We start from the raw sequence: 26001 nt of genomic DNA on the forward strand, positions 1-26001 counted from the left end.
CTCTGTGTCAGCGAATCACCAGGATGCCACCGGGCAGTCGCTGGGCGTGGGTGGACGTGACTTTACTCAACGCCTGTACGATCGCCAGGGGGTCGTCCAACTGGTAATTCCCGCTGACCCGCTCACCGGCGGCGGCATCGTTGAATAACAGGATCGGCGCCGGGTAGTAACGCTGGATCTCTTTCAGCACCTGCACCAGTGGCGCGTTCTGGAATGACAGTCGCCCGTTGATCCAGGCCATCTGCCGTTCACTGCCTTCCAGGGACAGCGGTTGCAGTTGACCATCTCGTAGCTGTTGCCAGTTACCCGCCTGCAGCAGGCTCTGCTCGCCCTTGCGGTTGGCGAAGCGCACCTGGCCTTCGCGCACGGCGACAGTGACCCCCGAGTCTCGCTGGCTGACGCTGAATTGCGTGCCGACCACGGTCACGCTGGCCTCGTTGGTCTCGATGCTCAGTGGGCGTTTAGAGTCGTGGGCGGCCTCGACGTAGAGCTCGCCACGCAATAGCTTGATGCGCCGCTGGGCGCCGTCGAAGGTGGTGCTGATTGCGCTGTGGCTGCCCAGCACGATGTGAGAGCCATCTTCCAGGTCAAAGCGTTCCAGCTGCGCGACGTCGGTCATGTGATCGGCTTGCAGGCGCATCGGCACGTCGGCCATCCAACCGATGCCCAGTGCGAGCAACAGGGTCGCGGCGGCAGCCACAAAACGTGTCTTGGGAGGCTTGGCGGTTACCGGGGAAGAGGGCAACTCTAGGTCGACGGCGAGGTCTTTCAAGGCTTGTTCGAAGGCGCGGTTTTCCCACAGCGTCTCCACTTCGGCATAGGCGGTGGCGTGCAGGGGATCGGCCGCGCGCCACTGCTCAAAGCGCTGACGGGTGATGAGGTTGCGCGCACTTTCATCGCGCAGGGCGAACCAATCAGCCGCCTGCTCACGTACTGCTTCGGGAATGACGGGACGGTCAATCATGGTAGGTCGTTTGCTTGACGCAGGCAGTGAGGGCTTGGCGCAGGTCTTTTTCCACCGTACTCAACGACACCTGCAGGCGCTGGGCGATCTCGCCTTGGGACAGGTCGTGCAGTCGATGCAATACCAGGATTTGTTGCTGGCGTTTGGGCAAGGTAGCGAGCACCTGTTGAAACCGCTGCAGTTGCTGCTGGCCCTGAGCCTGGCTCTCCGGTCCGGGTGCCATTGTGGGCACCTCGACAACCAGGCTTTCGGCCAAGTGGCACTCGTAGCGCCTTTTACTGCGCACACTGCGCAAATGATCAAAGGCCAGATACTGCGCAGTTTGATAAAGAAACGGCTTCAAGTGTTCGATCGGGCGGGTGTACAGCGCCTTAGCTACCTTCAGATAGGTTTCCTGGGCCAGGTCCTCCGCCTGGCTCGAACAGCCGACGACGCGCGACAGCATACGGATTAACGCACTGCGCTGCCCGATGAAAACGGCGCTGAGTTTTTCCTGATCCCCTGGCGTCCCTGTCTCCATGGCCCCTGATACCTTGATGCTGCATTGCGCGGATAGCGGGCATACTAATGAGAAGCTGTCTCATTTGATAGGGTGATGGAAGATTTGTTTGTCGACGCGTCAGCCTAGTCGCAACACCATCGCCCCGGCGGCAATGATGCACGCGGCCACGATGCGGGCGCGGGTCAACTGCTCTTTGAGCACCAGCGCCGAGATCACCACGCCAAACAGAATCGAGGTCTCCCTGAGCGCCGCAACCGTGGCGATGGGGGCCGCGGTCATAGCCCACAGCGCCAGGCCATAGGACGCGACGGTACCGAAGCCACCTATCACGCCAGGGCGCCAGTGACGCGCCAGATAGCGGCTGAATTCGCGTCGACGGCGGGCCAATGCCCATGCGCCGAGTGGGATGCCGGTCAACAGGAATATCCACAACGTGTAGGCCGCCGGGGCACCGGATTTGCGCACACCTATTCCGTCGATGAGGGTGTAGCCCGCGATGACAGCCGCGTTAAGCAGCGCAAGGAGTATCCCTTTACGCTGACCGGCTGAAGGGGCTGCTGCCATGCTCAAAATACCGATGCAGATCACGGCAATGCCGAGCCAGGCAAACGCGGACAAGGATTCGGACAGCAGCCCGAAGCTCGCCGTCGCCACCAGCAACGGCGCGGTGCCCCGCATGATCGGGTAGGTCTGGCTCATGTCCGCAACGCGGTAGGTCGAGGCGACCAGTACGAAATACAGCACCTGGAATATCACCGACGCGCCGATGAAGGGCCAGCTTTGCGTCGCAGGCACTGCCAGGAACGGAATGACCGCCAGCGCGATCAGTGAAGCGAAGGACGCGATCATGCACGTGGTCAGCAGCTTGTCGTCACCCCCCTTGACCACTGCATTCCACGTGGCATGCAGCGCAGCGCCCAGCATGATGATTACGAACACATCAAGGCTCATGAAGGGATGTCCTGTGGGGTTCAGCGCCGCGTCGTGGAGGTAGACCGTTGCGAGTATGCCTCAGCACTTTTCTACAGGCATAAAAAAACGGCCTACCTTTCGGTAAGCCGTTTTTAGTACTTGGTGGCTACACAGGGACTTGAACCCCGGACCCCAGCATTATGAATGCTATGCTCTAACCAACTGAGCTATGTAGCCAAGTGGCGCGCATTATTCGCGCAGAACGGGAATGCGTCAAGCATTTTTATTAAGAATTTTTCTACGCTTTCAATTGTTTATCGAAAATGGCCGTGTTGGCTGGCCGTAGGCGGCGTCTACACAGGTATGGGGCTGGGCAACGTGCGGATGATTGCCGGGGGATTGCTCGGGCGGATGTTTGGTTTTACCGGGATGGCGGCGCTGTTGGGACACCGGGCGGATGCTCATGACATCAAGTGGGTTCACACACTGGGCTCGGTCTTTGCGCTGTTTGGGAGGTTGGCGCTCTTTCTTGCGCGCATGCAAGAGGCCTGATTCGGTTGGGCAAATATCCCTGTCGCCCAACGTTTGGCTAGTCAGCCAGATTTAAGGTTGAAAAGGGTTGTGGGTGGCGCGCTTGAGCTGTTCGCGTGCACGCGACAGACGGGAGCGAACGGTGCCGATAGGGATGTCCAATACGTTGGCCGTATCCTGGTAACTGCCGTCGGTTTCCAGCGAGGCGTACATCGTCTTTCGCATTTCCGTCGGCAAGTGGTCGATGGCGCTCAACGTGTTCTCCAAGCGGCGGTTGATCTCAAATTCCCAATCCAGGTTGTTGGTTTCCTCGTGGCCATGCCACAACGACTCATCAAATTCGCAATGTACGGGTTTGGCGTACATGCGCCTGAAGTGATTGCGGATCAGGTTCTGTGCTATGCCGCACATCCAGGTGCTAAGCGAAGCATTCCCGCAGAATCGCTCGCGGTTGCGCCAGGCTTCCAGGTAAGTGAGTTGCAGAAGATCATCCGCATCTTCCGGATTGAGTACGCGCTTGTGAATGAAACGTTTGAGTTTTTTTTGCTGGTCGTCTGTCAGGTGAAGCATGAATTGAGGTGAGCTGCCAACGAGCTGAGCTAAAGCTCCGATAGGGATATTCATGATTTTTTTCCTTAGGGTAGACGCAGTCGAGCGGGAGTCGACAGCACCCTTTTGCACTCCCTGTGCCAAAAGAAAAAAATCGTAGGTTGTTGATTTATATACATAAATATTTTGAATCGTGACGATTTCACTCAGTACTTTGCATGGAGCACGGAAGGCTCGTGCAAATTTTTTCACACGCTGTGTGCGATCAGATTTCGATGGAACCGTATGCATAGGCACTGCCACAGAGGGACACACTCTCTCCCTGTACTGGCGTGCCCATGAAAGTTGAATCCAACAACGATGTGCAAACAATCCGCCCCTTGGATCAAGCGGTTACCAGCCCCTCCTCAGTGCCTGTGCCCGCGAAGGGCGTTGATGAGATGGGACATATTTTCAATCAGGAGGTGGAGCTCAACAGCCGGGCGCTGAGCGGGCGGAAGATGGGGTTGCGTGTGTCCCCGGTTGAGCAGCTTGTGCAGCTTTATAATCAGTTGGGCCATCCGGCCCAGAAGAGCATGGCTTCCATTTCACGAAGCATCATTGAGCAGTTGCGCAAGAGCGTCAGTACTGAGGAATTGGTCAGCCTCGCGGGAGGTGACCCGGCGCGTGCGTTCGTAGTGCTCAACTACGTGACGGCCCAGGCAGACAGCGAAGTGCGTCCGTCCGAGGCTGCATTGGCACGCGATGCCATTGCCCAGCTGCAACTCCGGTTCAAAGGGGAAATTCAGGCAGGCCTGAACATTGCTACGGCGTTGCAGGCAGCTGTGGCCGACCCGCATGAGCGCCAGAAACTGCGCCAGCTTTACTACGCCAGTGTGGTCACGCGCCAGTCCTTGGCAACCATGATGCAGGCTTTGCTGGGTGATTACGGTGGCGAGCGGTTTCGCGACGTGCTCAACGCGATGCGTAAGGCCTTGGCGGATGACCTGGCGGCCCTGGTGTCGTCAATGCCCACACCTTTGTTGCGCACTTTGCTGCTGGGTCTGCAAAGCTGCGGGCAGTTGAGCGCGGTGTTATCCGGTTGTCACACGTTGATCCAGCGTTTGAGTATTGAGCATGACGCCGTGAGCTTGCTGCAACGCATACTGGGGTACGCCGGCGGCGGTATCTCTGTCGATGAAATGCTGCGGTTGGGAAACGATTTGGGTGGCGGTCCGGTTGACCGACAAATGGCATCCCTCAATGCGCTCTACCCGCTGTTTCAGCAGTTGCCCTTGGCCTTGTGGCCCGACAAGCGGGTCCGTCAGGAGTCCCTGCAGATTCTTTTGACGCTGATCGGTGAGTTGGACCGAGCCGTGCGTGGCCCCTTACAGTTTGCCGGTGAGCCGAGGCCCATGACGTGACGGCTGTGTCAGCCGTCAACCGTATATTGCTCAAAGTGGCACAGCGCGCCGAGGTGTTGGGCGCTGTGGTGGTCATGGCCATCGTATTTATCTTTATTGTGCCGCTGCCCACCTGGCTGGTGGACATTCTGATTGCCCTCAATATCTGCATATCGTGCCTGTTGATCGTTCTTGCGCTCTACCTGCCGGGCCCCCTGGCATTTTCGTCCTTCCCGTCGATCCTGTTGTTGACCACCATGTTTCGATTGGCACTGTCGATTGCAACCACGCGTTTGATCCTGCTGGAGCAAGACGCCGGCGACATCGTCGAGGCCTTCGGCAATTTCGTGGTGGGAGGCAACTTGGCGGTGGGGATGGTGATTTTCCTGATCCTTACCCTGGTCAACTTCCTGGTGATCACCAAGGGCTCGGAGCGGGTTGCCGAGGTTGCGGCGCGGTTCAGTCTGGATGCCATGCCGGGCAAGCAGATGTCCATCGACAGCGACTTGCGTGCCGGTCTGATTGACGGCGCGCAAGCACGAGACAAGCGGGAGCAGTTGTCCCGTGAGAGCCAATTGTTCGGCGCCATGGATGGGGCCATGAAGTTCGTCAAGGGTGATGCCATCGCGGGGTTAATCATCGTTGTGGTCAACCTCTTGGGCGGCTTCTCTACGGGCATGTTTCAGCACGGTTTGAGTGCGGCTGATTCGATGGCGTTGTATTCGGTCCTGACCATCGGCGATGGCCTGATTGCGCAGATTCCGGCGCTGCTGATCTCCCTGACTGCCGGCATGATCATCACCCGTGTTGCACCGGAGGGGCGCAAGGGCGTCAGCAACATGGGCGCTGAAATCGCCCGGCAAATGACCAGCGAGCCCAAGAGCTGGATGATCGCTTCGGTGGGGATGCTCGCGTTTGCGATAGTGCCCGGCATGCCTACCGGGGTATTTGTCTTTATTTCGCTCATAACCGGCAGCCTTGGGTATTACCTGATGCGCCAGCGTCAACGACAAGCGCAACCCGCGTCCGAAACCAGCGAAGCCGTGCGTCCTGAGGAGAACGGAAAAGAGGACTTGCGCGGGTTCGACCCGTCTCGCCCCTACCTGTTGCAGTTTCCGCCAGTTTTGCGTGGAACGCCGGAGGTGATGGAGCTGATTCACGGGATCCGCCAGTCTCGAAATGCTCTGGTTGCCAACATCGGCCTGACACTGCCGCCCTTCGAAGTCGAACTCGATGACTCGCTGGCCATCGACGAGATGCGTTTTTGTGTGCATGAAGTGCCGATGGTCAAGGCGTCGGTTGTCAGCCTGCTTGCCGTTGATCGTAACGCGTTGAAGGGTGAGCATGAGCACGGAGTACGGGGGCTGGCTGAGCGTGATGAGCAGGAATGGATCTGGCTGGAGCCGGATGATCCATTGCTTGATGATCCGCAATTGGAGCGTTTCACGGCGACAAGCCTGATCCTTGAACGCATGAAGCAGGCCATGATGCTCAGTGGGCCTCAGTTCCTGGGGATCCAGGAGAGCAAGTCGATCCTCAGTTGGCTGGAGCACAACCAGCCGGAACTGGTGCAGGAACTGCAGCGAATCATGCCGCTGTCACGGTTCTCGGCAGTGTTGCAACGCCTCGCCAGCGAAGGGGTACCGCTGCGGGCTGTGCGACTGATCGTCGAATCGCTGATCGAGTACGGCCAGCATGAGCGTGAGCCGGAAGCATTGGCTGACTATGCGCGAATTGCACTCAAGGCGCAGATCTTCCACCAGTACAGCGAGGCCGACGGTCTGCATGCCTGGCTGCTGTCACCACACACTGAAAACATCCTGCGTGAAGCATTGCGACAGACTCAGACGGGTGTGTTTTTCGCGCTTGACGACGACAACAGCGCCGCGTTGATCAACCTGCTCAATCAAGCTTTTAGTTTGAGGGCCAAGAGTAAGAGCGTGATGTTGGTGGCGCAGGACCTGCGCAGCCCCTTGCGGACCTTGCTGTTGGAAGAGTTCAACCATGTCCCGGTGCTGTCGTTTGCCGAGTTAGGGAGTACCTCAAAGGTCAAAGTGCTGGGGCGCATCGACCTGGGCCAGGACGAACTGATGCGTGGTGCGGTGGCATGAGTACTTGGCCATGGCCAGCGTGGAGGTTTTGAAGATGTTTGAGCTACGTGTGCTTGACGGGCTGCGCCAGGGCGCTGCGTTGCCGTTGTTTGGGGAGCAGTGGAGCATTGGTTCCCATGCGGACGCTGACCTGGTTTTAAACGATCCGGGCGTAGTCGATCAGCATGCGCGCTTGCGGTTTATGGACGCCGAGTGGTTGGTGCAGGCCGAAGCGGGGTTGCTGCAGGGGCCTGAGGGGCAGCTACTGGCCCAGATCGCGAACCTGGAGCTGAACTCACCGTTTTCAATGGGGGGCGTGCGCCTGTGTGTCACCTTGGCCGAGCAGCCCTGGCCCCCGGTAGCAGCACCAGTGGCAGCACCTGAACCGGCACTGATACCGACCGAAAATGCGCCGGAGTGGGAGCTGAAGTTATCGTCGATCTCCCACTCGCAGCAAAAGCGTTTGATCAGCCTGGTGTTAGTGCTGGCGGTCATCATCATTGTGGTTGGCATGGTTTCCACTGGGGAGCGCGAGGCACAGGCGTCCTTGAAGGCTCCTGTGGTTCAAAAGCACGAATTGGCATCGCCCTTCGAGGTGCGCCAGCAGTTGCTGAAGATGCTCAGCGAGCGGGAGTTGGGTCAGCGCGTCAGCTTGCAAGTGATCAATGGCCAGGTCGCGCTCAATGGCGATGTCTCCCAGGACGAAGTGGAACTGGTGACGCGCATGCTCAGCCGTTTTGGTGAGCAGTTCGACAGCTCGGTGCCGGTGATCAGCCGTGTGCGTGTGCGTGATAACGCACTTCCATTCAGGATTGTTCAGATCGTCGGAGGGCCGAACGGTCACGTTCTCTTGGAAGAGGGCATTCGACTGTTTCTTGGGGACGAAGTGGAAGGGTTGCGACTGGTGCAGATCGATAACGGCAAGGTGGTTTTCGATGGCGAGCAGCGTTACGAGGTGCGCTGGTGAGTGAAGATATGCAGGCACGTCTCCACGCCTGGCAGCAGCGCCAGGCCCAATCACTGATCAGCTTTGCTCCGGTGACGATGCGTGGCCGAATCCAACGCGTCAACGGCATGCTGCTGCAGTGTCGGCTGCCCCACGCGCGCATCGGTGACTTGTGCCAAGTGGAAAAAAATCCAGGCGACTCCATGCTCGCCGAAATCATTGGTTTCGATCAGCAGGACGCGGTGCTCAGTGCCCTGGGAAATTTGGAAGGCGTACGGGTAGGTGCCAGCGTGGAGCGCCTTGGGGTATCGCACCGTGTGCGCGTCAGCGAGGCACTGTTGGGCCAGGTGTTGGATGGGTTCGGACGGCCGATTACAGGGCAGGGCGTGAGTGCGTTTGTCGAGACTGACTTACCGGATACCAGCGCGGTGTTGTGTGAAGCGCCATTGCCCACCGAGCGACCGAGGATCAGCCGGGCGCTGGCTACCGGCGTGCGTTCGATTGATGGGTTGTTGACGCTTGGCGAAGGTCAGCGTGTCGGTCTATTCGCTGGTGCGGGCTGCGGCAAGACCACTTTGCTGGCCGAAATCGCCCGTAACGTGGAGTGCGATGTCATCGTCTTCGGCCTGATCGGTGAGCGGGGGCGGGAGCTGCGCGAGTTTCTTGACCATGAACTGGATGAGCAACTACGTGCCAAAGCCGTGCTGGTGTGCGCCACCTCCGACCGATCCAGCATGGAGCGCGCCCGTGCCGCGTTCACGGCCACGGCGTTGGCCGAGGGGTTCCGGCGCAAGGGGCAGCGGGTATTGCTGCTGATTGATTCGTTGACTCGTTTTGCCAGGGCGCAGCGCGAAATCGGCTTGGCTGCCGGTGAGCCCTTGGGTCGTGGAGGTTTGCCGCCGTCGGTGTACAGCTTGTTACCACGGTTGGTGGAGCGCGCCGGGTTGACCCGTGAGGGCGTGATTACCGCGATCTATACCGTGCTGATTGAGCAGGACTCGATGAATGATCCGGTCGCTGATGAGGTTCGCTCGCTACTCGACGGGCATATCGTGCTGTCGCGCAAATTAGCCGAGCGTGGGCATTACCCGGCGGTGGATGTACTGGCAAGTCTTTCGCGGATATTGAGCAACGTCGCGCAACCCATAGATATCCAGGCGGGTACGGCGTTGCGTCGTTTGTTGTCGGCGTACCAGCAGATCGAACTGATGCTCAAATTGGGGGAGTACCAACCAGGCAGCGATCCTCTGACCGATTTGGCGGTGGACAGTCGTCAGGCGGTCGATGGCTTCCTGCGCCAGGATCTGCGTGAGCCGACACCCATGCAAACGACACTGGAGCAACTCAAGGATCTGACCACTCATGTCCCCTTCTGATGTGCACCTTGGTGAAGTCGAAATGCTGCGGCGCCTGCGCAGGCATAGGGCTGACCGGGCCGAGCGCGCCCTGCGTGAGGCGAAGCGAGCCCAGCAGGCCCTGCTCGCACATATCCAGCGGGCTCAGGATGCGCTTGAACAAACGCGGCAAGAGGAAGCCCGCAAGAGTGCTCAATTGTTCAGTCAACATCAGGGTCAGGTGCTGAGCCTGAAGGCTCTGAAATCGTGGGGTGCGAAGGAGCGATCCCTCTCTGCTAGCACCCAGCGGGACATGGGCCAGTTGGAGGCGTTACGCAGCCAGCAGGGTGAAAGAGAAAGTCGCGTTGGCAGCGCCCAGAAGCAGGTCACCGAGTGCCTGCGGCAGGTAGAAAAACTTCAGGAATTGTCCCGTTTACTTGCTGAGGAACCGACATGACCCAGGTTTCAAATAAACCCACGGAGCGCCCACGTCCCCGTGAGCCACGCGAAGATGTTGAGCCACGCGCGACAGGAGGTGTGCCTCTGGAACTCGGGCGAGTGTTCGCCCAACTTTTTACCGACGACGGTAATGCTTCTGGGGCGGGGGCTTCCTTGTCCAGCAAGAAGGCGTCGTCTGACATTGCCATGATCGTGGCACTGACCGAGCAACTGGCGCCTCGTGTGCAGCTCGCTTCGCATTGGCCGTTGCAGGCGGTTTTGTACTTGCCTCGCTTGGGGCGAATCAACGCCAGCGTGCGCCGTGAGCAGGGGGGCTGGGCGATCGAGTTGGAGGCGGAACAGGACGCTACGGCGCGCTGGCTCAGTGGCGTACGCCAGCAGTGTGAGGGTCGGCTCGCTGGAGAGCTGGGCCTTGCGGTGAGCCTGCGTCTGCCCGCCGTCGGTTGCGCATGCTGATGCCGGCGCTGACAGTTCCCTTGATGAATGGCGATACGGTTGCCGCCCGCCGTCGATTGGGGCGCGGGCTAAGCCTGCCGTTTCAGGTTGCCGGGCAGGCCGGCGAGTTGCGGCTTGAGCCGGGGCGTGCGCCTGCTGGCGGTGGCAAGCCTGTGTGCTTTGAGACGGCGTGTGGTGTGCTGGCGCTCGATGAAGCGGGGCCGTTGCTCAGCCTGATGAGTGAGTGCCCGATGACCTTGGCCCAGTTTGGCAACGATCCGGATTCCTGGTTCTGGGCGTTGTATCAGTACCACCTGAGCCCCGAGATACGGTCGTTGCTGGGTTATGTGCGCTTGCTGGAAACGGATCGCCCCACGGAGTTTGGCTGTCGGCTCAGCGTGACCCTGGGAGGCTCCCGGGTCGGCGGTTACGTTTGGCTGAACTGTGAAAGCTTTCTGGCCTTGTGTGAGGCCGGACCTTGGCGTGCCATTGCTGCGCCGATGCCGGCGTCTTTTCAACTGGCCATTGCCGTCACCCTCGGGTGCATGAAGTTACCAATTGCACAACTACGCAGCCTGCGCACCGGTGATGTGTTGGTGTTTGAGCAGAGTTTTTTCCAAGCTCAGGGCACCGGTTATGTACAGGCTGGCAGGCAGCGGCTGCATGGCTGCATTGACGACGACACCAGGCAGTTGTGTCTGACTGTTACATCTATCGAGGACACGTCTGTGGACGAAGATTTTGCACCCCCCCACCACTCGGGACATGAGGAAGAGGAGCCCGTGATGGATGTATTCGGCAATGAGCCGTTCGATGAGTTAAGCATGGCACTGAACGTACGCTGCGGAACACTGAACCTGACCTTGGGTGAACTGCGTAACCTCGCGCCCGGCTCGGTGCTGGGCATTGCCGGTTATGCTCCCGGTATGGCCGGTCTGTATTACGGCGATCGGCCCATTGGCGTGGGCCAGTTGGTGGAAGTCGACGGGCGCCTGGGGTTGCAGTTGTCCCGTGTGATGTTCGGCCCATGACGCTTCAGGGGATAGACCCCCTTATCCTGGCGGTATTTCTGGGGGCATTGGCGTTGATGCCCATGCTGCTGATCATCTGCACATCGTTTTTGAAGATCGTCATCGTGCTGATGATCACCCGCAACGCTATCGGTGTGCAGCAGGTGCCGCCAAGCATGGCCATCAATGGTATTGCGCTGGCGGCCACGCTGTTCATCATGGCGCCGGTTGGCTATGAGATTGCCGAGAGCGTCAAGGTCTCACCCCTGGACATGAGTAACGTGCAAACGTTTCTGCAGACGGGCAGTGAGGCCATCCAACCGTTGCGCGCATTTATGCTGCGCAATGTGGATGCAGATGTATTGACGCATCTGCAGGAAAACACCACGCGCCTGTGGCCTGAGCAAATGGCGCGGGAGGTGCAGCGCGAAGACCTGATCCTGCTGATTCCGGCGTTCGTACTGTCGCAACTGCAGGCAGGGTTCGAGATCGGCTTCCTGATCTACATTCCCTTCATCGTGATCGACCTGATTGTCTCCAACCTGCTGCTGGCACTGGGCATGCAAATGGTCTCGCCAATGACCATTTCCCTGCCACTCAAATTGCTGTTGTTCGTGCTGGTGTCCGGCTGGTCGCGGTTGCTCGACAGCTTGTTCCTTTCCTATCTATGAGTGGCGTATGGAACCGATCGTGCTGTTCAAGCAGGGCATGTTGCTGGTGGTGGTGCTGTCGGCGCCACCGTTGATTGTGGCTGTGGTGGTGGGGGTGCTGACATCCCTGGTGCAAGCACTGATGCAGATCCAGGACCAGACGCTGCCGTTTGGCATCAAGCTGGTGGCAGTAGGGATCACATTGATCCTGACGGGACGCTGGATTGGCGTGGAGTTGATCCAACTGATCAATTTGACCTTCGACATGATTGGCCGCTCGGCCCTGAACTGAGGTCTCGCCTGTGTTGCTCTATCTCGACTACCTGCCCAGCCTGGTCATCGGCATGGCACGTATCTACCCCTGTTGCATCCTGGTGGCTGCGTTCTGTTTCCAGCATATACGCGGCATGCTCAGGCACGTCCTTGTGATGGTCATGGCGCTGATGCCGGCGCCGGGCATTCACGCGATGTTGGAGGGCCAGGACTACTCGGCGCTGATACTCGCGGCGCTGATAATCAAGGAGGTAGCGCTGGGTTTGTTGCTGGGGGTGCTGCTGGCGATGCCGTTCTGGATGTTCGAAGCGGTGGGCGCGCTATTGGATAACCAGCGCGGGGCCTTGGCGGGTGGTCAGCTCAATCCTTCACTGGGTCCGGACGCCACACCGATTGGACATCTGTTCAAGCAATTGGCGATTTTTCTATTGATGGTGACGTTGGGCTTAGGCGCATTGACCCAGGTGATCTGGGACAGTTACCTGATCTGGCCACCCACCGTGTGGTTTCCACTCCCTGCACCGAATGGCATGAGCGTATTCCTCGGCCTGCTTGGGGACACCTTCATGCATATGATGCTCTACGCAGCACCCTTTATTGCGGTGCTGCTGTTGCTGGAGTTCGGCATTGCGCTGCTGGGGGTCTACAGCCAGCAGTTACAGGTGAGTACGCTGGCACCTCCCGTGAAGTGTCTGGCGGGTATCGGTATTCTGCTGTTGTACTTTGCGCTGCTGCAGGACCTGATCGTTGGACGTATGAGCCAGTTGGGTGATCTGAAACACTCGCTGGGCCTTTTATTTAAGGCCTCAATGCCATGAGTGATTCGGGGGAAAAGAAGCACCCGGCTTCAGCCAAGAAATTGCGCGATCAGCGTAAAAAAGGCCAGGTTGCTCAAAGTCAGGATGTGGCCAAGTTGCTGGTGCTGGCCGCCATCAGTGAAATTGCCTTATTCACCGCCGAGAGCAGCTTGCAGCGTTTCCAGCAATTGATGGTGTTGCCGATCTCACGTCTTGACCAGCCCTTTGTGCGGGCGCTGGAAGAAGTGCTGTTTGAAGGCCTGGTGGTGTTTTTCTCATTCGGCCTGTTGATGGCCGGCGTAGCGATTGCCACCAAGCTGATCAGCAGTTGGATGCAATTCGGTCTGCTGTTTGCCCCGGAAACACTGAAGCTCGATTTCAATCGCCTCAACCCGATCAGTCAATTCAAGCAATTTTTTTCTGCCCAGTCGCTAATGACGCTGTTGATGAGCATCGTCAAAGCCGTGCTTTTGGGTGTGATCGTGTATGTAGTGGTCTGGCCTTCTCTTGGGGCGTTGATCAACCTTGCCAACAGCGATCTGCAAAGTTACCTCCTGGCACTGATCGCATTGTTCCGCTATCTGCTGCATGCCTGTCTTGGGCTATTGCTGATACTGGCAATTCTCGACTTTACATTGCAGAAGCACTTCTTCGCCAAGCGCATGCGCATGACGCAAGTCGAGGTTGTCAAAGAGTACAAGGACATGGAAGGCGACCCCCATGTGAAGGGCCAGCGTCGTGCATTGGCGCAGCAATTGGCCCAGGAAGAACCGAAGGTCAAGCTGCCCAAGCTGGAAGAGGCCGATATGTTGGTGGTCAACCCGACCCACTTTGCAGTCGCCTTGTATTACCGCCCCGGCACGACGCCGCTGCCGTTGTTGGTGAGCAAAGGTACGGATGCCGTGGCCCGCCAATTAATTGCGCAGGCGAAGGCCGCCGAGGTGCCGGTCATCCAATGTGTATGGCTGGCCCGGTTGCTCTACACAAAGGAGTTGGGCGCAAGCATTCCCCGTGAAACCTTGCAGGCTGTGGCGCTGATCTACCGCACCTTGCGTGAACTCGATGATGAAGCCAAACGCGAAACCTTGGAGTTGCCAGAGTTGGAGCGGCGCTGATCAGCGACCGGAACTTGTGTCCAAGGCTTCGAGATTGGCCAGCGATAGCATCCGGCTGAGGATCCTGTCGAGCGCGCTACGCGGTGCGGACAGTGCGTGCCAGATTACCAAGGTGTGTTGGGCGTCGAGGTAGATAAAACAGCCATCAAATACGACGGCCTGCTCAAAGCGCCGCTCCAGCATCCGCTGCAATTGCCCGGCCTGCAACGCTTCACGCGCCACCTGCAACGCCAGCCCCGAACGCTCACCTGCGTGCAGTGCACAGGCCGTGATACCGGGAGCGAGTGCCAGGTGAGCGGCAGCGCCGCTCACCAGGTTGTCCAGAAATACCTGGCGTTGAGTGTCGGGCATTTCTTGGCGACTCACCGTTCCAGCGAGATGGTCTGGTAGTCCGCCCGTTCCCCGGCGGGGCCAGGTTCGGCGCGCATCTGAGGTGGCCACCAGATCACCATCTTGTCCTTGCTCGATTGAGGGCGTGAGCAGGAGTCGCCCCTGCAGGTGGGCGTGCAGCCGGCGACGAGCAGTGCCGTGCCGATCAGGGTGACGCACAATAGGCGATGTTTCATGGTGTGGCCTTCGGAGCAGGAGTGATCAAGGAGGGGCGGGGCACGCTGAGGTGTTCATCCTTCACCACTGGGCGCATGGCGATAAATACCTCGGCTTCTTCACCCGGCTTCAGCCAGGCCCGCGGCCACACGCTCACAGCCAGGGTCTGCGGCGTGCTGCATTCATTTTCGTCAATACGGGCATAGCGCTTGGACTGGTTGCTCAGCACTACCACCGCCACGTTGTAATCCGGGCCGGTGTACCACTGGCTGCGTTCGGTGTTCAGTGCCAGGATGTCGCGGGTGCTGCACAAGGTGTTCAGCCCCAGTGGCATTGGCGCAGACTTGAAGCCCTTGGGGATTTCACCACTGACCATATGCGCCAGTGTGCTGATGATATCGCTGCGCTTTATCACGGGCGGGTGAGGGGCATCGCGCCTGGCCAGAGGTGCAAGGGCCGCTTGCAATTCGACCTGGTCCGCCTGGGGCAGGTAGCGAGAAGGGTCTGCTTGATCGCCAATGACGCGCGGAGTGAGGATGAACAAGCGTTCACGCCGGTTGTTCTGCCGTTCGGTCGACGAAAACAGCGCCTTGCCTATGAATGGAATATCGCCCAGCAAGGGCACCTTGTTGCGCTGGTCGCTGCTTTCGGTGACGTGGAAGCCTCCGACCACCAGCGAGCGTTTTTCCTCCATGACCGCCTGGGTGCTGACCTTGCCTCGGCGCACATCCAGATTGCCTGGGGACGGGTTGGTTTCGTCGAAATTACCGTCTTCAATATCCACCGCCAGGTGGATCTGGTGACCGCCACGGCTGGTGATGACACGGGGAACAACCTGGAAACTGGTGCCCACAGTGACCGGTAAAATGGTGGCATTCTCTCGACCCGGTGTCAGGTATTGGGTGCGATTGAAGTCAATTACCGCCGGTTGGTTTTCCAGCGTGAGAACGGAGGGGTTGGACACCATGCTTGCCAACCCTTTGGCTTCCAGCGCGCGTATATCCGCGTAGAAGCGCTCGCGGTTTTCAATCGACAGCTGCGACGAAGTGCCCGGAGCCATATTGACGCCGCCGCGGAACCGACTGTTCTGAAAGCCCCAGTTCACCCCGAACTCTCGCAATTGCGTGCGCTCGATATCGAGAATAATCGCGTCGATTTCCACCAGTTTGCGCGCGACATCGAGTTGGGTGATCAGCTCGCGGTACATGGCCAGGCGTTCAGGCAGGTCGTAAATCAGCACGGCGTTGTTGCGCACATCGGCTTCAACGCGAATTCGGCTGCCAGGCGCCGCAGCGCGCGGTGTGAGTGTGGGTGGAGCGTCCAACGGCGCGGTATGGCCGTTTGCACCCAGCATTTGCCCCAGCAACGGATTGCCCAATCTTGGGATGTTCGGCACGAGGGGCGCAGGCTGTGACGTGGAGCCCTGATTCAGTCGATTGAGGGTCGAGTTGGCGCGAGGCTCCAGTAACCCTCGCAAAATGCTCGCCACCCCCGGAATGTTGAGTTTCTCGCCGCGATAATCCACTTGCCGGTCCGTTGCATTGGCAAACTTGAGCGGGAAGCTCAACACACTCTGTTTTTCATCCGGCGAACGACGCTGACTGCTGAACTGTTTGATTTGCTCGATATAGCGACGAGGGCCAGATACGAGTACTACGCCGTCTTCTGGTAACTCACCCCAACCGAAGCGGCTATCGAGCAAGCCGATATCCGTGAGCGCTTGCTTGAGATCGGCAATGGTCTCGGGAGAGACTTCCAGGCGCGCAGACTCTTGCTGGTCCAGCGTGCTGATATAGAGGGTGTTGTTGTACATGTACCACTGGAAACGGTGTTCCACCCCCAACCTGTCGAGCATCGATTGCGGGGTATTAGCGCGGATCTTGCCATTGACGTTGCCCTCCAGCAGCCCCTCGACTTGCAGTTGAGTACCAAAGGCTTGAGCGAAATCGACGAGCACGTCACGCAAGGGCTTATGTTCTGCCTCATAAGCGTAAGCGGTGTTTTTCCAATCGGAAGGGATGGCGGCCAATGCGGTGTGTGCCGGGATCAGCAGCCAGGAAAGCAGAATAGCGTTACGCCAGGGAAATTCTTTGGGCGAAGCACGGCGTAAGCGACTGTGCTCATGGTTCTTGTTATGCATTGTCGGTTCTCGGGTTAGTACGACAGTGAGCGTAGCGAGGTGGGTTTGAGGTTTTGAGTCGGGCGAGCAAAGCGCGCGACTGTGGCGCGCCAGGTGTCGCGTTGGTTCAGCAGGGCCTCAAGGCAACCGAGCACGTAAGCCTCTCCCTGCCCACCTGGCAGTTTCTGAATCAGCCATAAAGCGCCGCTGTCAGCTTTTTGAGCCAGTGCGCCATGGAAATGATTCAGGCTGGCCGCGCCCAGGCGCATCCAGTGCTGCAAGGTGGTGGTGTCTGCGCGGATTGAGGTCAGTTGAGCGCTAAGTAACAACGCGTCTCCCTGACGTTTCAGCATGATTTGGTCATCACCCTCAAACAAACTGAGTTGTTCTCTACAGCCACTTAACCAATCACGAACTAGCGATTGCATGTTATTGGAAACTCTCAAAAGTACTTTTGAGCAACATATGCGAAACGCGGTTATGTTCCAGATACGCCATTTGGGAAAGGGTGTTCTTGACGGCAAGTTCATAGAATAATTCAGCGTCAGCCCCATCTTTAGAGCCGTTGCTTGAACTCTGCTTATACAGCTTGTGGGCAATACTGCTGCTTCTTGAAAGTTCTTGTGAAAGATTGTTGGAAAGACTCATGGGCGTTCCTTTGTCTTGGGTGGACGTGCATGGGTGGATCAATTGTTGTTAAGTAGCGTTGTGCAGGACGCCAGGCGGATGCAATTAAATGTCTATCCGGTATTCCTTTGCGTGATTGAAAAAAGCATCGAGCATCGAGTGCCAGCTAATACGGAAATCACCCTCATCGGTTTTCAATACAAGGGTCTGCGCAGGGATTGTTTCGTCGGGCTGAAGCTTCCAGAGTGTTGCCTGTTGATTGGCGAGACACTGTTTTATCTCCTCAATGTCCTGTGGGTGACAGAGCAGTGAGGCGTTGATCTCATGAATCTGGTTTGCCAGTAGTTGCCTCAGAAGGGCGGCCAGCCGCTCGGGGGGCACCGTGTCGTCAAGCAGGCGGCGAATCGCCTGGTTGGTGATTGATGTTGCATACACCTCCAGGTTGTCACACATCGCTTGACGGTCACGCTCCCAGCGCTTGAGTTGGGCGTCTGCGCGTTGCCAGATATCCAGGGACGCCTTTTCCAGCAGCATTTCGCATCGCTTCTCTGCCTGGATTACCAGTTCATCGGCCTGTGCCTTGGCGCGACTGATGAGTTGGTTGGCGTGTGCCCAGTTTGCAAGCTCTTCCCGGGGGATCAGGCAACGTGGCAATTCCGAAGCATCCTTGAGCAACTCAATGGTGTGTCGGCATAACATCGCTGTTTTCCTTACGCGTTCGGGTCAGGTGACAGGGGGGCGTTTGCCAGTGTCGTCACGCGCCAGACTACGGCTTGCCATAGCGTGTTCAGTCGACTGCTTGCGTTTTCGAGTGAGACGGTACTTTTCTCAACCGCCTGTACGCGGTTACGGGGGAATCTCAGTCGAAGGCGCCGCCAGGTATCGGGCTCTACCCAGCTGGAGAGCAATTGCAATGGATCAGCATCGTGCGACAGCATGGTAGGGGGCAGCGCCTTGGATAAACGCATGCACCACAGGTGCTGACTCTCGCTCAACGGCGTCGCCGCTTCAGGATTGAACGTGTCGTGAACCAGTGTCAGCGCCAGGTTGAGTTGTTCAGTTGAAGCAAGGGCCAAGCGAAGTACCGTCGGGTGAGGGGCAGGAGGCAAGCACGCAACAATGCCAGTGAGGTCGTCCGGCGCGGACCGCCTGTTGCGATAAAGCACTTTAATTGCGGGGTACTTGTCGCCCCTCCAGTCCTCGTGGGCGTGCCTCCAAGGGAACGCCCACCATTGAGCCCAGGCCAGATGTTCACTCATGGAGTGATCCAGCTCAGGTGTCATGAGAGGTGCCATCCTGTTCGTGGGCTATGCGCGGCTCTTGCGGAGGATGTTGGCGGCGGCTGAACAGGAATAGCCCGGCAACCAAGGAGGACGCCACGCCAAGCAGTACCGCGATAACACTGCCTCGCCAAAACCCAAGATCATCGCTTGGCACCAGGAAAGGGCCGAAATACACCAGCCGCTGCTGCTCCTGGTAGGTGGTGGCAGGTACAAAGATCACGCTGAGTTTTTGCAGGTTATCCACTGCAGTGGTCATGCCTGGAATGCTGCTCGCCACCATCCTGCGAACGCGCGCGCGAATATTATCGGGATCCAGCCGTGGGTCATGCTTAATGAATACTGACGCTGAAGCGGGCTGGACTGGTTCTCCCGGTGCGATGCGTTCGGGCAATACCACGTGCACCCGGGCAATAATTACCCCGTCAATGTTGGATAAGGTGGCTTCAAGCTCCTGGGATAAGGCGTAGATATAGCGTGCTCGTTCTTCCAGTGGAGTGGAAATAACCCCTTCCTTGCGAAAGGTATCGCCCAGCGTGGTTCGTGCCACTCTAGGTAATCCTGCGGCTTCCAATGTACGTACGGCACGCCCGATATCGGCGGTGTTAACCGCCACGACGACACCGTCTTTGGACGGGATTTTTTGGGCGCGAATATGTTTGTCTGCCAATTCCGCTACCACTTCATTGGCTTCTTGCTCAGAAAGCTGTCGATGAAGTTCAACGCGGTCGCTGCAACCGTTTAGCATGAATGCAAAAGTCAGAAGTAGGGCGGCAGGCAGGTATTTAGTCATGTTCACTATTGCAGGTTACAGATTTTGTCGATGCATTGGCTTGTCTTGCCAAGGCTCTTTACTAAAAGTTGGGTCGTTAGCGCTACATTAGAAAGTTCCTGCGGATACTCTCTGAGCTTGTCAGCGTCCATCCCTTTACTTGATGATTTCAACGCGCGTGCAAGGCGATCTTTGGCATCTACGATATGTTTTGATGGCTCTGTCAGCATGTCCAATACAGTATGGTTGGCGGAGGCAGGCGTGTTTGATATCGACCCTTCGAGCATTGAGGTGAAGAAACCAACATCCGTACTAGAAGCCGAAGGTTCCCGAGTGACGCCCGTGTTGCTGTGAAGTTTGTTTGGCGTTGAAAAGTCAAATGCTTCTATCTGCATATAGGGCCTGCGGTGAGGTGTCTGAAGCAGGTTCTTGATAATGGCTGATGCCGCATTTATTACATCGACTCATATGACAACCTCCCCGGCTAATGAGCCAGGGAGGTAATCATGTTACGAGCGAATTTCTTTAGCCGCGGCGTACAAGCCCGAAATCATCTTTGATTTCAAACTTTCTTGGAACGTAAGCTCGGCGACTTCCTCTGCGCGTTCAGAAGCGGAACGGGAACCACTGCCACTCTGTACTCCATCGAGTTCACTGGACATCATGCTGTTGCCGTATGCGTATCCACCGTATGAACTGCTACCGGATATACCATTCATAATAAGACTCCGATTTGGATATTTTGAACGTTGATTCACGTGTCGTGAGCCAAGCCCTGATGTCTGGAACTTTTTGTAACTTGAACCAGGCTTTGAATATGTGGCTCGCAACGCTAAAGCGTTCCTGATATGTCTATGGCTAGATATTTCTGGATGATTGGAGTGCTGAGGGTAGAAGCATGGCCCCCTTACTGAGTCTTTAATGAGCTCTGTGTCCTCAAGCCAATGAGATGTCCAATTGTTTCATCCTGTAGTACAGCGTGCGCTTCGCAATACCCAACTCAATCGCCACGGTATCCACGCAGTAGAGATGGCGGCACAAGGACTCTTCAATCAATGCCCTTTCAATGTGCTGCAGGCGTGCCTTAAGGTTCATTTGGTTATCCTGCAACTGGCTCGACGACGTCGAAAGCGGTGGCAGGCCCAGCACGAATCTTTTGGCCGTCGAGCGTAGTTCACGAACATTGCCTAGCCAGGGGTGGCACAGCAGCTGTTGCAACAGCCCACCAGGCGGTGGCGGGGCATTGCATTTGAACTGGGCAGCTTCTTGTTGGATCATTTCCAGAAACAGCGGGATGATGCGTTCTCGCCTATCGCGCAGCGGCGGGAGCTGGATGTTGACGACATTCAGGCGAAAGTACAGGTCACGCCTGAAAGTGCCGTGCTCGACCATCTGATAAAGCGAATGCTGTGCGGACGCAATGACACGCATGTCCACCGGGATAAAACGGGTTGAGCCCAAGCGCTCCACCCCACGCGACTCCAGCACTCGTAGCAGTTTGGCTTGCAAGCTCAATGGCATGCTGTCGATTTCGTCGAGGTACAGGGTACCTAGATGGGCGGCTTCGACAAATCCGGCCCGTGATTGCATTGCCCCGGTATAAGCACCGCTGTTGACTCCGAACAATTGGCTTTCTGCGAGGCTTTCAGGAATAGCTGCGCAGTTCACGGCAACAAAATTACCCCGTCGTCCCGATAAGCGATGAACCCGTTGTGCCAATGTATCTTTGCCAGTACCGGTTTCCCCCAGTAGTAAAATGTCAATGTTGAGGGATGCCGTACTGTTAAGTGTGTTTTCAATATCCGGGCCATCATTAAGTAAGATGGTCGATTCATTTTCCCCATTAGAGTGGGCCGGCATTAACTGGGCGCTCCATTGTTGCGAGTGTTTCACTGTTTAACGGCGTTATCCAGACGCCGATCGCTAAAGTGAAGCGTATAAGGATTATGATGTGCGCTTAAAGCGGGTATGTACTGCAATGGTGTAGGAAAACATCGTTGGTTATAGCTATTTAGTTGTTTGAGTGTTGTTGTATCTATAAGCCTGGGAAGTGAGTAGGGGGAATCTGATAATTGAGTGTGGGTGTTTTCTTTGTCTGAGTTTTAATCGTCGCCCACAAAAAAGCCGATGCATTGCATCGGCTTTTTTATTTGCGGCGGCTGCTTACACGTTAAAGCGGAAGTGCATCACGTCGCCATCCTTGACGATATATTCCTTACCTTCCAGGCGCCACTTACCGGCTTCCTTGGCACCGGCTTCACCTTTGAATTGGATGAAGTCGTTGTAGGCGATCACTTCTGCGCGGATAAAGCCTTTTTCAAAGTCGGTGTGGATCACGCCAGCAGCTTGTGGCGCGGTGGCGCCGACCTTGACGGTCCAAGCGCGGACTTCTTCGACACCAGCGGTGAAGTAAGTCTGCAGGTTGAGCATTTCGTAGCCGGCGCGGATCACGCGGTTCAGACCTGGTTCTTCCAGGCCCAGGGCCTCGAGGAACATGTCTTTTTCTTCGCCGTCATCAAGCTCGGCGATTTCCGCTTCGATCTTGTTGCAAACCGGCACCACGATGGCGCCTTCTTCGTCGGCGATGGCCTTGACCACGTCGAGCAACGGGTTGTTCTCGAAACCGTCTTCAGCCACGTTGGCGATGTACATCACTGGCTTGGTGGTCAGCAGGTGGAAGCCCTTGATCACGGCCTTCTCGTCAGTGCCCATGCTTTTCATCAGGCTGCGTGCCGGCTTGCCCTCGGTGAAGTGCGCGATCAACTGTTCCAACAGGCCTTTCTGGACCACGGCGTCTTTGTCGCCTCCCTTGGCGTTGCGCGCCACTTTCTGCAGTTGCTTCTCGCAGCTGTCGAGGTCAGCGAAGATCAATTCCAAGTCAATGATCTCGATGTCGCGTTTCGGGTCGACGCTATTGGAGACGTGAATCACGTTCTCGTCTTCAAAGCAGCGGACCACGTGGGCGATGGCATCGGTTTCGCGGATGTTGGCCAGGAACTTGTTGCCCAGGCCTTCACCTTTCGATGCGCCGGCTACCAGGCCTGCGATGTCGACGAACTCCATGGTGGTCGGCAGTACACGCTTCGGATTGACGATCGCTGCCAGAGCGTCCAGGCGTGTATCCGGCATCGGGACGATACCGCTGTTAGGCTCGATGGTGCAGAAGGGGAAGTTCTCCGCCGCAATACCGGACTTGGTCAAAGCGTTGAACAAGGTGGATTTGCCGACGTTGGGCAGGCCGACGATGCCGCAATTGAATCCCATGGTGTTTCCCCTCGGAAAAAAGTCAGGCCTTCTGGCTGTGCAGGTTTTTCATCGCGCGGTTCCATTCACCGGCGAAGATATCCGGCAGCACGCCGAGGGCAAAGTCGATGCTGGCATCGAGTTTTTCCTGTTCGGCGCGTGGCGCACGACCCAGGACGAAATTTGAAACCATACTCGCAACGCCTGGGTGGCCAATGCCGAGCCGCAGACGGTAAAAATTATTCTGATTACCCAACTGCGCGATGATGTCGCGCAGGCCGTTGTGCCCGCCGTGCCCGCCGCCAAGCTTGAGCTTGGCTACGCCGGGTGGCAGATCCAGTTCGTCATGGGCCACCAGGATTTCTTCGGGTTTGATTCGAAAGAAGCCCGCAAGCGCCGCAACAGCTTGGCCGCTGCGGTTCATGTAGGTGGTGGGAATCAGCAGACGAACATCCTGACCCTGGTGCGAAAAGCGCCCGGTCAGGCCAAAATATTTGCGATCGGCCGCCAGGTTTACACCTTGGGCATGGGCGATACGCTCAACAAAAAGGGCCCCCGCGTTATGCCGGGTCTGTTCGTATTCGGCGCCTGGATTTCCCAGGCCAACGATCAGTTTAATGGCAGTCACGACAGGGGCCCTTCCTTTGGAGTTGTGGATAACATCGCCTGACCGGAGTGCGGCGAAAGTGGACGACAGGAGCTCACTTATCCAGAGATAAACTTCGCGTTATCGCCCGCTTTCTCGCTACGTTTCGGTCCGCGATGTTTCCTCAAGCTCCGATGCCGCAGAGAGCATTACTCTGCAGCGGTTTCGCCTGCTTCATCTTCTGCTACAACACGTGGCGCGTGGACGTTGGCAACAGCCTTGTCGTCGTTGTGAGCCAGTGCAACGAACTCAACGCCTTTAGGGGCCTTGAGGTCGGACAGGTGAATGATGGTGCCGATTTCAGCAGCCGACAGGTCGACTTCGATGAACTCAGGCAGATCTTTCGGCAGGCAGCTTACTTCCAGCTCGGTAGTGGTGTGGGAAACAACGCCACCTTTCTTGACCGGAGCTTCTTCACCAACAAAGTGCACAGGCACGATAGCGGTCAGTTTCTGGCCGGCTACGACACGTACGAAGTCAGCGTGCAGGACGTGACCCTTGGATGGGTGACGTTGCAGAGCTTTGATGATGACGTTTTGCTTTTTGCCGCCAACGTTCAGTTCGATAACGTGGCTGTAGGCAGCATCGTTTTCGAGCAGTTTGGCAACTTCTTTAGCCAGCATGCTGATGGATTCAGGGGCTTTTTCGCCACCGTAAACTACAGCTGGAACCAGGCTTGCGAGACGACGCAGGCGGCGGCTCGCACCTTTCCCCAGGTCGGAACGCACTTCAGCATTCAGAGTAAAATCGTTCATGTTGTATCTCCAAAATAACCACATTCGCCCCAGCGTTTGCGACCAGCGCTAAAGGCGATATGGGCAAAAAAGCCCCGCCCCAGCAGAATGCTGGGGCGGGGCGCTTTTCGTCAGTGAGGTGATCCGAAGGTTTGACCCTTAGCGGAACATCGCGCTGATCGATTCTTCATTGCTGATGCGGCGAACCGCTTCGGCAACTACCGGTGCGATATCCAGTTGACGGATACGCGCACAGGCTTGTGCAGCAGCGGACAACGGGATGGTGTTAGTCACCACCAGTTCGTCCAGCACAGAGTTCTCGATGTTCTCGATCGCGCGGCCCGACAGCACAGGGTGTGTGCAGTAGGCGAACACTTTTGCAGCACCGTGCTCTTTCAAGGCTTTCGCCGCGTGGCACAGGGTGCCGGCGGTGTCGACCATGTCATCAACCAGAATACAGGTACGCCCTTCGACATCACCGATGATATGCATCACTTCAGAGTGATTGGCTTTCTCGCGGCGTTTGTCGATGATCCCGAGATCAACGCCCAGGGATTTGGCAACAGCCCGTGCACGCACGACGCCACCAATGTCCGGGGACACGATCATCAGGTTTTCAAAGCGCTGGTCTTCGATATCGTCCACCAGTACTGGCGAGCCGTAGATGTTATCTACTGGAATATCGAAGAACCCCTGGATTTGGTCAGCGTGCAGGTCAACCGTAAGAACACGATCGATACCTACCACGGTGAGCATGTCAGCAACGACTTTCGCACTGATAGCCACACGTGCGGAACGCGGACGACGATCCTGACGGGCATAACCAAAATAAGGGATTACAGCTGTGATTCGAGTCGCTGAGGAGCGGCGGAAGGCATCAGCCATCACGACGAGTTCCATCAGGTTATCGTTGGTCGGAGCGCAGGTCGGCTGAATAATGAATACGTCTTTACCGCGGACGTTTTCATTGATCTCGGCTGTAATTTCGCCGTCGGAAAATTTACCGACAGAGATGTCACCGAGAGGGATATGCAGCTGACGTACGACACGTCGAGCCAGATCGGGGTTGGCGTTCCCCGTAAAGACCATCATCTTGGACACGCGCAGTACCTAGAGGCTGAGGGTAACCTGGATGAGTATTAGAAAATGGCAGGGGCGGCTGGATTCGAACCAACGCATGGCAGGATCAAAACCTGCTGCCTTACCGCTTGGCGACGCCCCTGTATCTGTTGCAACGAGTACCCAGTACTCGGTTCCTTTTAGAGCAGACTTTGCAGCTTGCGATGCAACATCGAAACGTTGCTTCCCTTTGCTACAAACCCTGTAAGGGTCTCTGTAAGAAGGGCCGAGACTTTATCAGCTTCAGCTTTGTTTGGGAAGCCCCCAAACACACAACTTCCAGTTCCGGTTAATTTTGCTTCGGTAAATTTACCTAACAAATTCAAAGCGTTACGTACCTCTGGATAACGCCTTGCTACAACCGGTAAGCAGTCATTTCGACTGTTTCCCTTGGGAACGGGGCGCACTTTAATGGGAGAAGAGTTACGTGTCAACAACGGATCTGAAAAAATTTCTGCTGTACTTACAGATACTTGCGGCACAAGCACGACATACCACGGCTCTTCCGGGTATTCCGGGGTGAGTTTCTCCCCTACACCCTCAGCAAAAGCGGCGTGTCCGTGCACGAAAACCGGGACGTCGGCCCCCAGCGTAAGGCCCAGCGCTGCTAAGCGATCATGGTCCCAACCGAGTTGCCATAAGTGATTCAAGCCCAGCAATGTCGTCGCGGCATTTGAGCTGCCACCACCGATTCCGCCGCCCATGGGCAAAATTTTATCGATCCAGATATCGATGCCCAACGAACAACCGGATTGTTCCTGAAGTTTTTTTGCTGCCCTCACGATGAGGTTGCTGTCGTGGGGCACGCCTTCGAATTCGGTGTGCAGTTGAATCACGCCGTCGTCGCGTACGGCGAAGGTGAGTTCATCGCCGTAGTCGAGAAATTGGAAAAGCGTCTGCAACTCGTGATAGCCGTCTTCACGACGACCGAGAATGTGCAGCATCAGATTGAGTTTTGCGGGGGAG

Annotated in this window: 31 protein-coding genes and 2 tRNA genes; 12 read left to right on the forward strand and 21 right to left on the reverse strand. The window is 57.0% G+C overall.

Annotated features, from left to right (window positions below):
• Positions 1-7: 7 nt before the first annotated feature.
• The 4 genes from LRO94_RS04380 to LRO94_RS04395 all read right to left on the reverse strand — a co-directional run bounded on the left by LRO94_RS04380 (position 8) and on the right by LRO94_RS04395 (position 2615).
• Positions 8-964 (reverse strand): FecR family protein, encoded by a 957-nt coding sequence (locus LRO94_RS04380; protein ID WP_179179551.1) that lies wholly within the window; start codon positions 962-964, stop codon positions 8-10.
• Entirely contained in the window at positions 957-1484 is a 528-nt protein-coding gene (locus LRO94_RS04385) for an RNA polymerase sigma factor (RefSeq protein WP_099601919.1), read from the reverse strand. The genes LRO94_RS04380 and LRO94_RS04385 overlap by 8 nt, the downstream gene beginning before the upstream one ends.
• Before the next feature lie 99 nt (positions 1485-1583).
• Complete coding sequence (locus tag LRO94_RS04390; protein WP_122755551.1) at positions 1584-2417, reverse strand: EamA family transporter; 834 nt, start codon at positions 2415-2417, stop codon at positions 1584-1586.
• A 121-nt stretch (positions 2418-2538) separates the two neighbouring features.
• Positions 2539-2615: transfer RNA gene (locus LRO94_RS04395), tRNA-Met, on the reverse strand.
• On the opposite strand from LRO94_RS04395, the gene LRO94_RS04400 reads away from it, so the two are divergent.
• Complete coding sequence (locus LRO94_RS04400; RefSeq protein WP_179179550.1) at positions 2583-2930, forward strand: hypothetical protein; 348 nt, start codon at positions 2583-2585, stop codon at positions 2928-2930. The genes LRO94_RS04395 and LRO94_RS04400 overlap by 33 nt on opposite strands.
• A gap of 51 nt (positions 2931-2981) precedes the next feature.
• Here LRO94_RS04400 and LRO94_RS04405 read toward each other — a convergent pair whose 3' ends face one another.
• Positions 2982-3533 (reverse strand): RNA polymerase sigma factor, encoded by a 552-nt coding sequence (locus LRO94_RS04405; protein WP_032886085.1) that lies wholly within the window; start codon positions 3531-3533, stop codon positions 2982-2984.
• A gap of 263 nt (positions 3534-3796) precedes the next feature.
• Between LRO94_RS04405 and LRO94_RS04410 the strand changes: the two genes are divergently transcribed.
• From LRO94_RS04410 to sctU, 11 genes are read left to right on the forward strand one after another with little or no spacing between them, the layout of a single operon-like run.
• Positions 3797-4861 (forward strand): TyeA family type III secretion system gatekeeper subunit, encoded by a 1065-nt coding sequence (locus tag LRO94_RS04410; RefSeq protein ID WP_179179549.1) that lies wholly within the window; start codon positions 3797-3799, stop codon positions 4859-4861.
• Positions 4858-6951: a type III secretion system export apparatus subunit SctV gene (gene sctV, locus LRO94_RS04415; RefSeq protein WP_032886088.1), complete on the forward strand. Its 2094-nt coding sequence runs from the start codon at positions 4858-4860 to the stop codon at positions 6949-6951. The genes LRO94_RS04410 and sctV overlap by 4 nt, the downstream gene beginning before the upstream one ends.
• A gap of 34 nt (positions 6952-6985) precedes the next feature.
• The gene (locus LRO94_RS04420) at positions 6986-7897 is read left to right on the forward strand and encodes an FHA domain-containing protein (protein WP_032886478.1); all 912 of its coding nucleotides are present in this window, start codon (positions 6986-6988) and stop codon (positions 7895-7897) included.
• Positions 7894-9252: a FliI/YscN family ATPase gene (locus LRO94_RS04425; RefSeq protein ID WP_179179548.1), complete on the forward strand. Its 1359-nt coding sequence runs from the start codon at positions 7894-7896 to the stop codon at positions 9250-9252. The genes LRO94_RS04420 and LRO94_RS04425 overlap by 4 nt, the downstream gene beginning before the upstream one ends.
• Positions 9239-9667: a type III secretion system stalk subunit SctO gene (gene sctO / locus LRO94_RS04430; RefSeq protein WP_032886091.1), complete on the forward strand. Its 429-nt coding sequence runs from the start codon at positions 9239-9241 to the stop codon at positions 9665-9667. The genes LRO94_RS04425 and sctO overlap by 14 nt, the downstream gene beginning before the upstream one ends.
• On the forward strand, positions 9664-10125 hold the full coding sequence (locus LRO94_RS04435; RefSeq protein WP_095183763.1) for a type III secretion system HrpP C-terminal domain-containing protein: 462 nt from the start codon (positions 9664-9666) through the stop codon (positions 10123-10125). Before sctO ends, LRO94_RS04435 begins: the two co-directional genes overlap by 4 nt.
• Positions 10119-11135 carry a FliM/FliN family flagellar motor switch protein gene (locus tag LRO94_RS04440; protein WP_179179547.1) on the forward strand — a complete coding sequence of 339 codons (1017 nt, stop codon included), beginning with the start codon at positions 10119-10121 and terminating at the stop codon, positions 11133-11135. The genes LRO94_RS04435 and LRO94_RS04440 overlap by 7 nt, the downstream gene beginning before the upstream one ends.
• Positions 11132-11785, forward strand: a complete 654-nt coding sequence (gene sctR / locus LRO94_RS04445; RefSeq protein ID WP_032886095.1) for a type III secretion system export apparatus subunit SctR — start codon at positions 11132-11134, stop codon at positions 11783-11785. The genes LRO94_RS04440 and sctR overlap by 4 nt, the downstream gene beginning before the upstream one ends.
• Positions 11786-11792: 7 nt before the next feature.
• The gene (gene sctS, locus LRO94_RS04450) at positions 11793-12056 is read left to right on the forward strand and encodes a type III secretion system export apparatus subunit SctS (protein WP_032886096.1); all 264 of its coding nucleotides are present in this window, start codon (positions 11793-11795) and stop codon (positions 12054-12056) included.
• 10 nt (positions 12057-12066) lie between these two features.
• Positions 12067-12855 carry a type III secretion system export apparatus subunit SctT gene (gene sctT / locus LRO94_RS04455; RefSeq protein WP_179179546.1) on the forward strand — a complete coding sequence of 263 codons (789 nt, stop codon included), beginning with the start codon at positions 12067-12069 and terminating at the stop codon, positions 12853-12855.
• Positions 12852-13949, forward strand: coding sequence for a type III secretion system export apparatus subunit SctU (gene sctU / locus LRO94_RS04460; RefSeq protein ID WP_095183766.1), 1098 nt, complete (start codon positions 12852-12854; stop codon positions 13947-13949). The genes sctT and sctU overlap by 4 nt, the downstream gene beginning before the upstream one ends.
• On the opposite strand, the gene LRO94_RS04465 is transcribed toward sctU, so the two are convergent.
• From LRO94_RS04465 to ispE, 16 genes are all read right to left on the reverse strand, one after another.
• Positions 13950-14300: a transcriptional regulator gene (locus tag LRO94_RS04465; RefSeq protein WP_179179545.1), complete on the reverse strand. Its 351-nt coding sequence runs from the start codon at positions 14298-14300 to the stop codon at positions 13950-13952. It lies immediately after the preceding gene.
• 11 nt (positions 14301-14311) lie between these two features.
• Positions 14312-14515, reverse strand: coding sequence for an HrpT family type III secretion system protein (gene hrpT / locus LRO94_RS04470; protein WP_032886100.1), 204 nt, complete (start codon positions 14513-14515; stop codon positions 14312-14314).
• Entirely contained in the window at positions 14512-16635 is a 2124-nt protein-coding gene (gene sctC / locus LRO94_RS04475; protein ID WP_179179544.1) for a type III secretion system outer membrane ring subunit SctC, read from the reverse strand. The genes hrpT and sctC overlap by 4 nt, the downstream gene beginning before the upstream one ends.
• Before the next feature lie 14 nt (positions 16636-16649).
• Positions 16650-16967, reverse strand: a complete 318-nt coding sequence (locus LRO94_RS04480; protein WP_326490173.1) for a type III secretion protein — start codon at positions 16965-16967, stop codon at positions 16650-16652.
• A gap of 76 nt (positions 16968-17043) precedes the next feature.
• Positions 17044-17262: a hypothetical protein gene (locus tag LRO94_RS04485; RefSeq protein ID WP_032886104.1), complete on the reverse strand. Its 219-nt coding sequence runs from the start codon at positions 17260-17262 to the stop codon at positions 17044-17046.
• Positions 17263-17346: 84 nt separating this feature from the next.
• Positions 17347-17940, reverse strand: coding sequence for a type III secretion system stator protein SctL (gene sctL, locus LRO94_RS04490; RefSeq protein ID WP_233896946.1), 594 nt, complete (start codon positions 17938-17940; stop codon positions 17347-17349).
• Positions 17941-17951: 11 nt separating this feature from the next.
• A complete protein-coding gene (locus LRO94_RS04495; RefSeq protein ID WP_032886479.1) occupies positions 17952-18500 on the reverse strand; it encodes a hypothetical protein in 549 nt (182 codons plus the stop codon).
• Positions 18501-18513: 13 nt separating this feature from the next.
• On the reverse strand, positions 18514-19314 hold the full coding sequence (gene sctJ, locus LRO94_RS04500; RefSeq protein WP_032886108.1) for a type III secretion system inner membrane ring lipoprotein SctJ: 801 nt from the start codon (positions 19312-19314) through the stop codon (positions 18514-18516).
• A gap of 5 nt (positions 19315-19319) precedes the next feature.
• On the reverse strand, positions 19320-19688 hold the full coding sequence (locus LRO94_RS04505; RefSeq protein WP_081797676.1) for an EscI/YscI/HrpB family type III secretion system inner rod protein: 369 nt from the start codon (positions 19686-19688) through the stop codon (positions 19320-19322).
• 541 nt (positions 19689-20229) lie between these two features.
• The gene (locus tag LRO94_RS04510; RefSeq protein ID WP_032886110.1) at positions 20230-21153 is read right to left on the reverse strand and encodes a sigma 54-interacting transcriptional regulator; all 924 of its coding nucleotides are present in this window, start codon (positions 21151-21153) and stop codon (positions 20230-20232) included.
• A 303-nt stretch (positions 21154-21456) separates the two neighbouring features.
• The gene (gene ychF, locus LRO94_RS04515; RefSeq protein WP_032886111.1) at positions 21457-22557 is read right to left on the reverse strand and encodes a redox-regulated ATPase YchF; all 1101 of its coding nucleotides are present in this window, start codon (positions 22555-22557) and stop codon (positions 21457-21459) included.
• 22 nt (positions 22558-22579) lie between these two features.
• Entirely contained in the window at positions 22580-23164 is a 585-nt protein-coding gene (pth, locus tag LRO94_RS04520; RefSeq protein WP_003171596.1) for an aminoacyl-tRNA hydrolase, read from the reverse strand.
• Positions 23165-23331: 167 nt separating this feature from the next.
• Complete coding sequence (locus tag LRO94_RS04525) at positions 23332-23937, reverse strand: 50S ribosomal protein L25/general stress protein Ctc (protein WP_032886113.1); 606 nt, start codon at positions 23935-23937, stop codon at positions 23332-23334.
• A gap of 138 nt (positions 23938-24075) precedes the next feature.
• On the reverse strand, positions 24076-25017 hold the full coding sequence (locus LRO94_RS04530) for a ribose-phosphate pyrophosphokinase (RefSeq protein ID WP_003171603.1): 942 nt from the start codon (positions 25015-25017) through the stop codon (positions 24076-24078).
• Between the two features lie 46 nt (positions 25018-25063).
• Positions 25064-25138, reverse strand: a tRNA-Gln gene (locus tag LRO94_RS04535).
• A 37-nt stretch (positions 25139-25175) separates the two neighbouring features.
• Entirely contained in the window at positions 25176-25979 is an 804-nt protein-coding gene (gene ispE / locus LRO94_RS04540) for a 4-(cytidine 5'-diphospho)-2-C-methyl-D-erythritol kinase (protein WP_185168227.1), read from the reverse strand.
• Between the last annotated feature and the right edge of the window lie 22 nt (positions 25980-26001).

Source organism: Pseudomonas sivasensis, from assembly GCF_021391435.1.
Classification (GTDB): domain Bacteria; phylum Pseudomonadota; class Gammaproteobacteria; order Pseudomonadales; family Pseudomonadaceae; genus Aquipseudomonas; species Aquipseudomonas sivasensis.

Bases quoted from the DNA above. Each gene is read 5' to 3' on its own strand.
- sctJ (WP_032886108.1), bottom strand. From the start codon at position 19,314: ATGACTAAATACCTGCCTGCCGCCCTACTTCTGACTTTTGCATTCATG.
- LRO94_RS04525 (WP_032886113.1), bottom strand. From the start codon at position 23,937: ATGAACGATTTTACTCTGAATGCTGAAGTGCGTTCCGACCTGGGGAAA.
- LRO94_RS04410 (WP_179179549.1), top strand. From the start codon at position 3,797: ATGAAAGTTGAATCCAACAACGATGTGCAAACAATCCGCCCCTTGGAT.
- ispE (WP_185168227.1), bottom strand. From the start codon at position 25,979: ATGCTGCACATTCTCGGTCGTCGTGAAGACGGCTATCACGAGTTGCAG.
- LRO94_RS04400 (WP_179179550.1), top strand. From the start codon at position 2,583: ATGCTATGCTCTAACCAACTGAGCTATGTAGCCAAGTGGCGCGCATTA.
- LRO94_RS04420 (WP_032886478.1), top strand. From the start codon at position 6,986: ATGTTTGAGCTACGTGTGCTTGACGGGCTGCGCCAGGGCGCTGCGTTG.
- LRO94_RS04380 (WP_179179551.1), bottom strand. From the start codon at position 964: ATGATTGACCGTCCCGTCATTCCCGAAGCAGTACGTGAGCAGGCGGCT.
- LRO94_RS04485 (WP_032886104.1), bottom strand. From the start codon at position 17,262: ATGAGTCTTTCCAACAATCTTTCACAAGAACTTTCAAGAAGCAGCAGT.
- LRO94_RS04405 (WP_032886085.1), bottom strand. From the start codon at position 3,533: ATGAATATCCCTATCGGAGCTTTAGCTCAGCTCGTTGGCAGCTCACCT.
- sctO (WP_032886091.1), top strand. From the start codon at position 9,239: ATGTCCCCTTCTGATGTGCACCTTGGTGAAGTCGAAATGCTGCGGCGC.
- sctC (WP_179179544.1), bottom strand. From the start codon at position 16,635: ATGCATAACAAGAACCATGAGCACAGTCGCTTACGCCGTGCTTCGCCC.
- LRO94_RS04465 (WP_179179545.1), bottom strand. From the start codon at position 14,300: ATGCCCGACACTCAACGCCAGGTATTTCTGGACAACCTGGTGAGCGGC.
- sctL (WP_233896946.1), bottom strand. From the start codon at position 17,940: ATGTTATGCCGACACACCATTGAGTTGCTCAAGGATGCTTCGGAATTG.
- LRO94_RS04495 (WP_032886479.1), bottom strand. From the start codon at position 18,500: ATGAGTGAACATCTGGCCTGGGCTCAATGGTGGGCGTTCCCTTGGAGG.
- LRO94_RS04385 (WP_099601919.1), bottom strand. From the start codon at position 1,484: ATGGAGACAGGGACGCCAGGGGATCAGGAAAAACTCAGCGCCGTTTTC.
- sctS (WP_032886096.1), top strand. From the start codon at position 11,793: ATGGAACCGATCGTGCTGTTCAAGCAGGGCATGTTGCTGGTGGTGGTG.
- LRO94_RS04510 (WP_032886110.1), bottom strand. From the start codon at position 21,153: ATGCCGGCCCACTCTAATGGGGAAAATGAATCGACCATCTTACTTAAT.
- hrpT (WP_032886100.1), bottom strand. From the start codon at position 14,515: ATGAAACATCGCCTATTGTGCGTCACCCTGATCGGCACGGCACTGCTC.
- ychF (WP_032886111.1), bottom strand. From the start codon at position 22,557: ATGGGATTCAATTGCGGCATCGTCGGCCTGCCCAACGTCGGCAAATCC.
- LRO94_RS04435 (WP_095183763.1), top strand. From the start codon at position 9,664: ATGACCCAGGTTTCAAATAAACCCACGGAGCGCCCACGTCCCCGTGAG.
- LRO94_RS04480 (WP_326490173.1), bottom strand. From the start codon at position 16,967: ATGCTGAAACGTCAGGGAGACGCGTTGTTACTTAGCGCTCAACTGACC.
- sctR (WP_032886095.1), top strand. From the start codon at position 11,132: ATGACGCTTCAGGGGATAGACCCCCTTATCCTGGCGGTATTTCTGGGG.
- LRO94_RS04505 (WP_081797676.1), bottom strand. From the start codon at position 19,688: ATGCAGATAGAAGCATTTGACTTTTCAACGCCAAACAAACTTCACAGC.
- LRO94_RS04390 (WP_122755551.1), bottom strand. From the start codon at position 2,417: ATGAGCCTTGATGTGTTCGTAATCATCATGCTGGGCGCTGCGCTGCAT.
- LRO94_RS04440 (WP_179179547.1), top strand. From the start codon at position 10,119: ATGCTGATGCCGGCGCTGACAGTTCCCTTGATGAATGGCGATACGGTT.
- sctU (WP_095183766.1), top strand. From the start codon at position 12,852: ATGAGTGATTCGGGGGAAAAGAAGCACCCGGCTTCAGCCAAGAAATTG.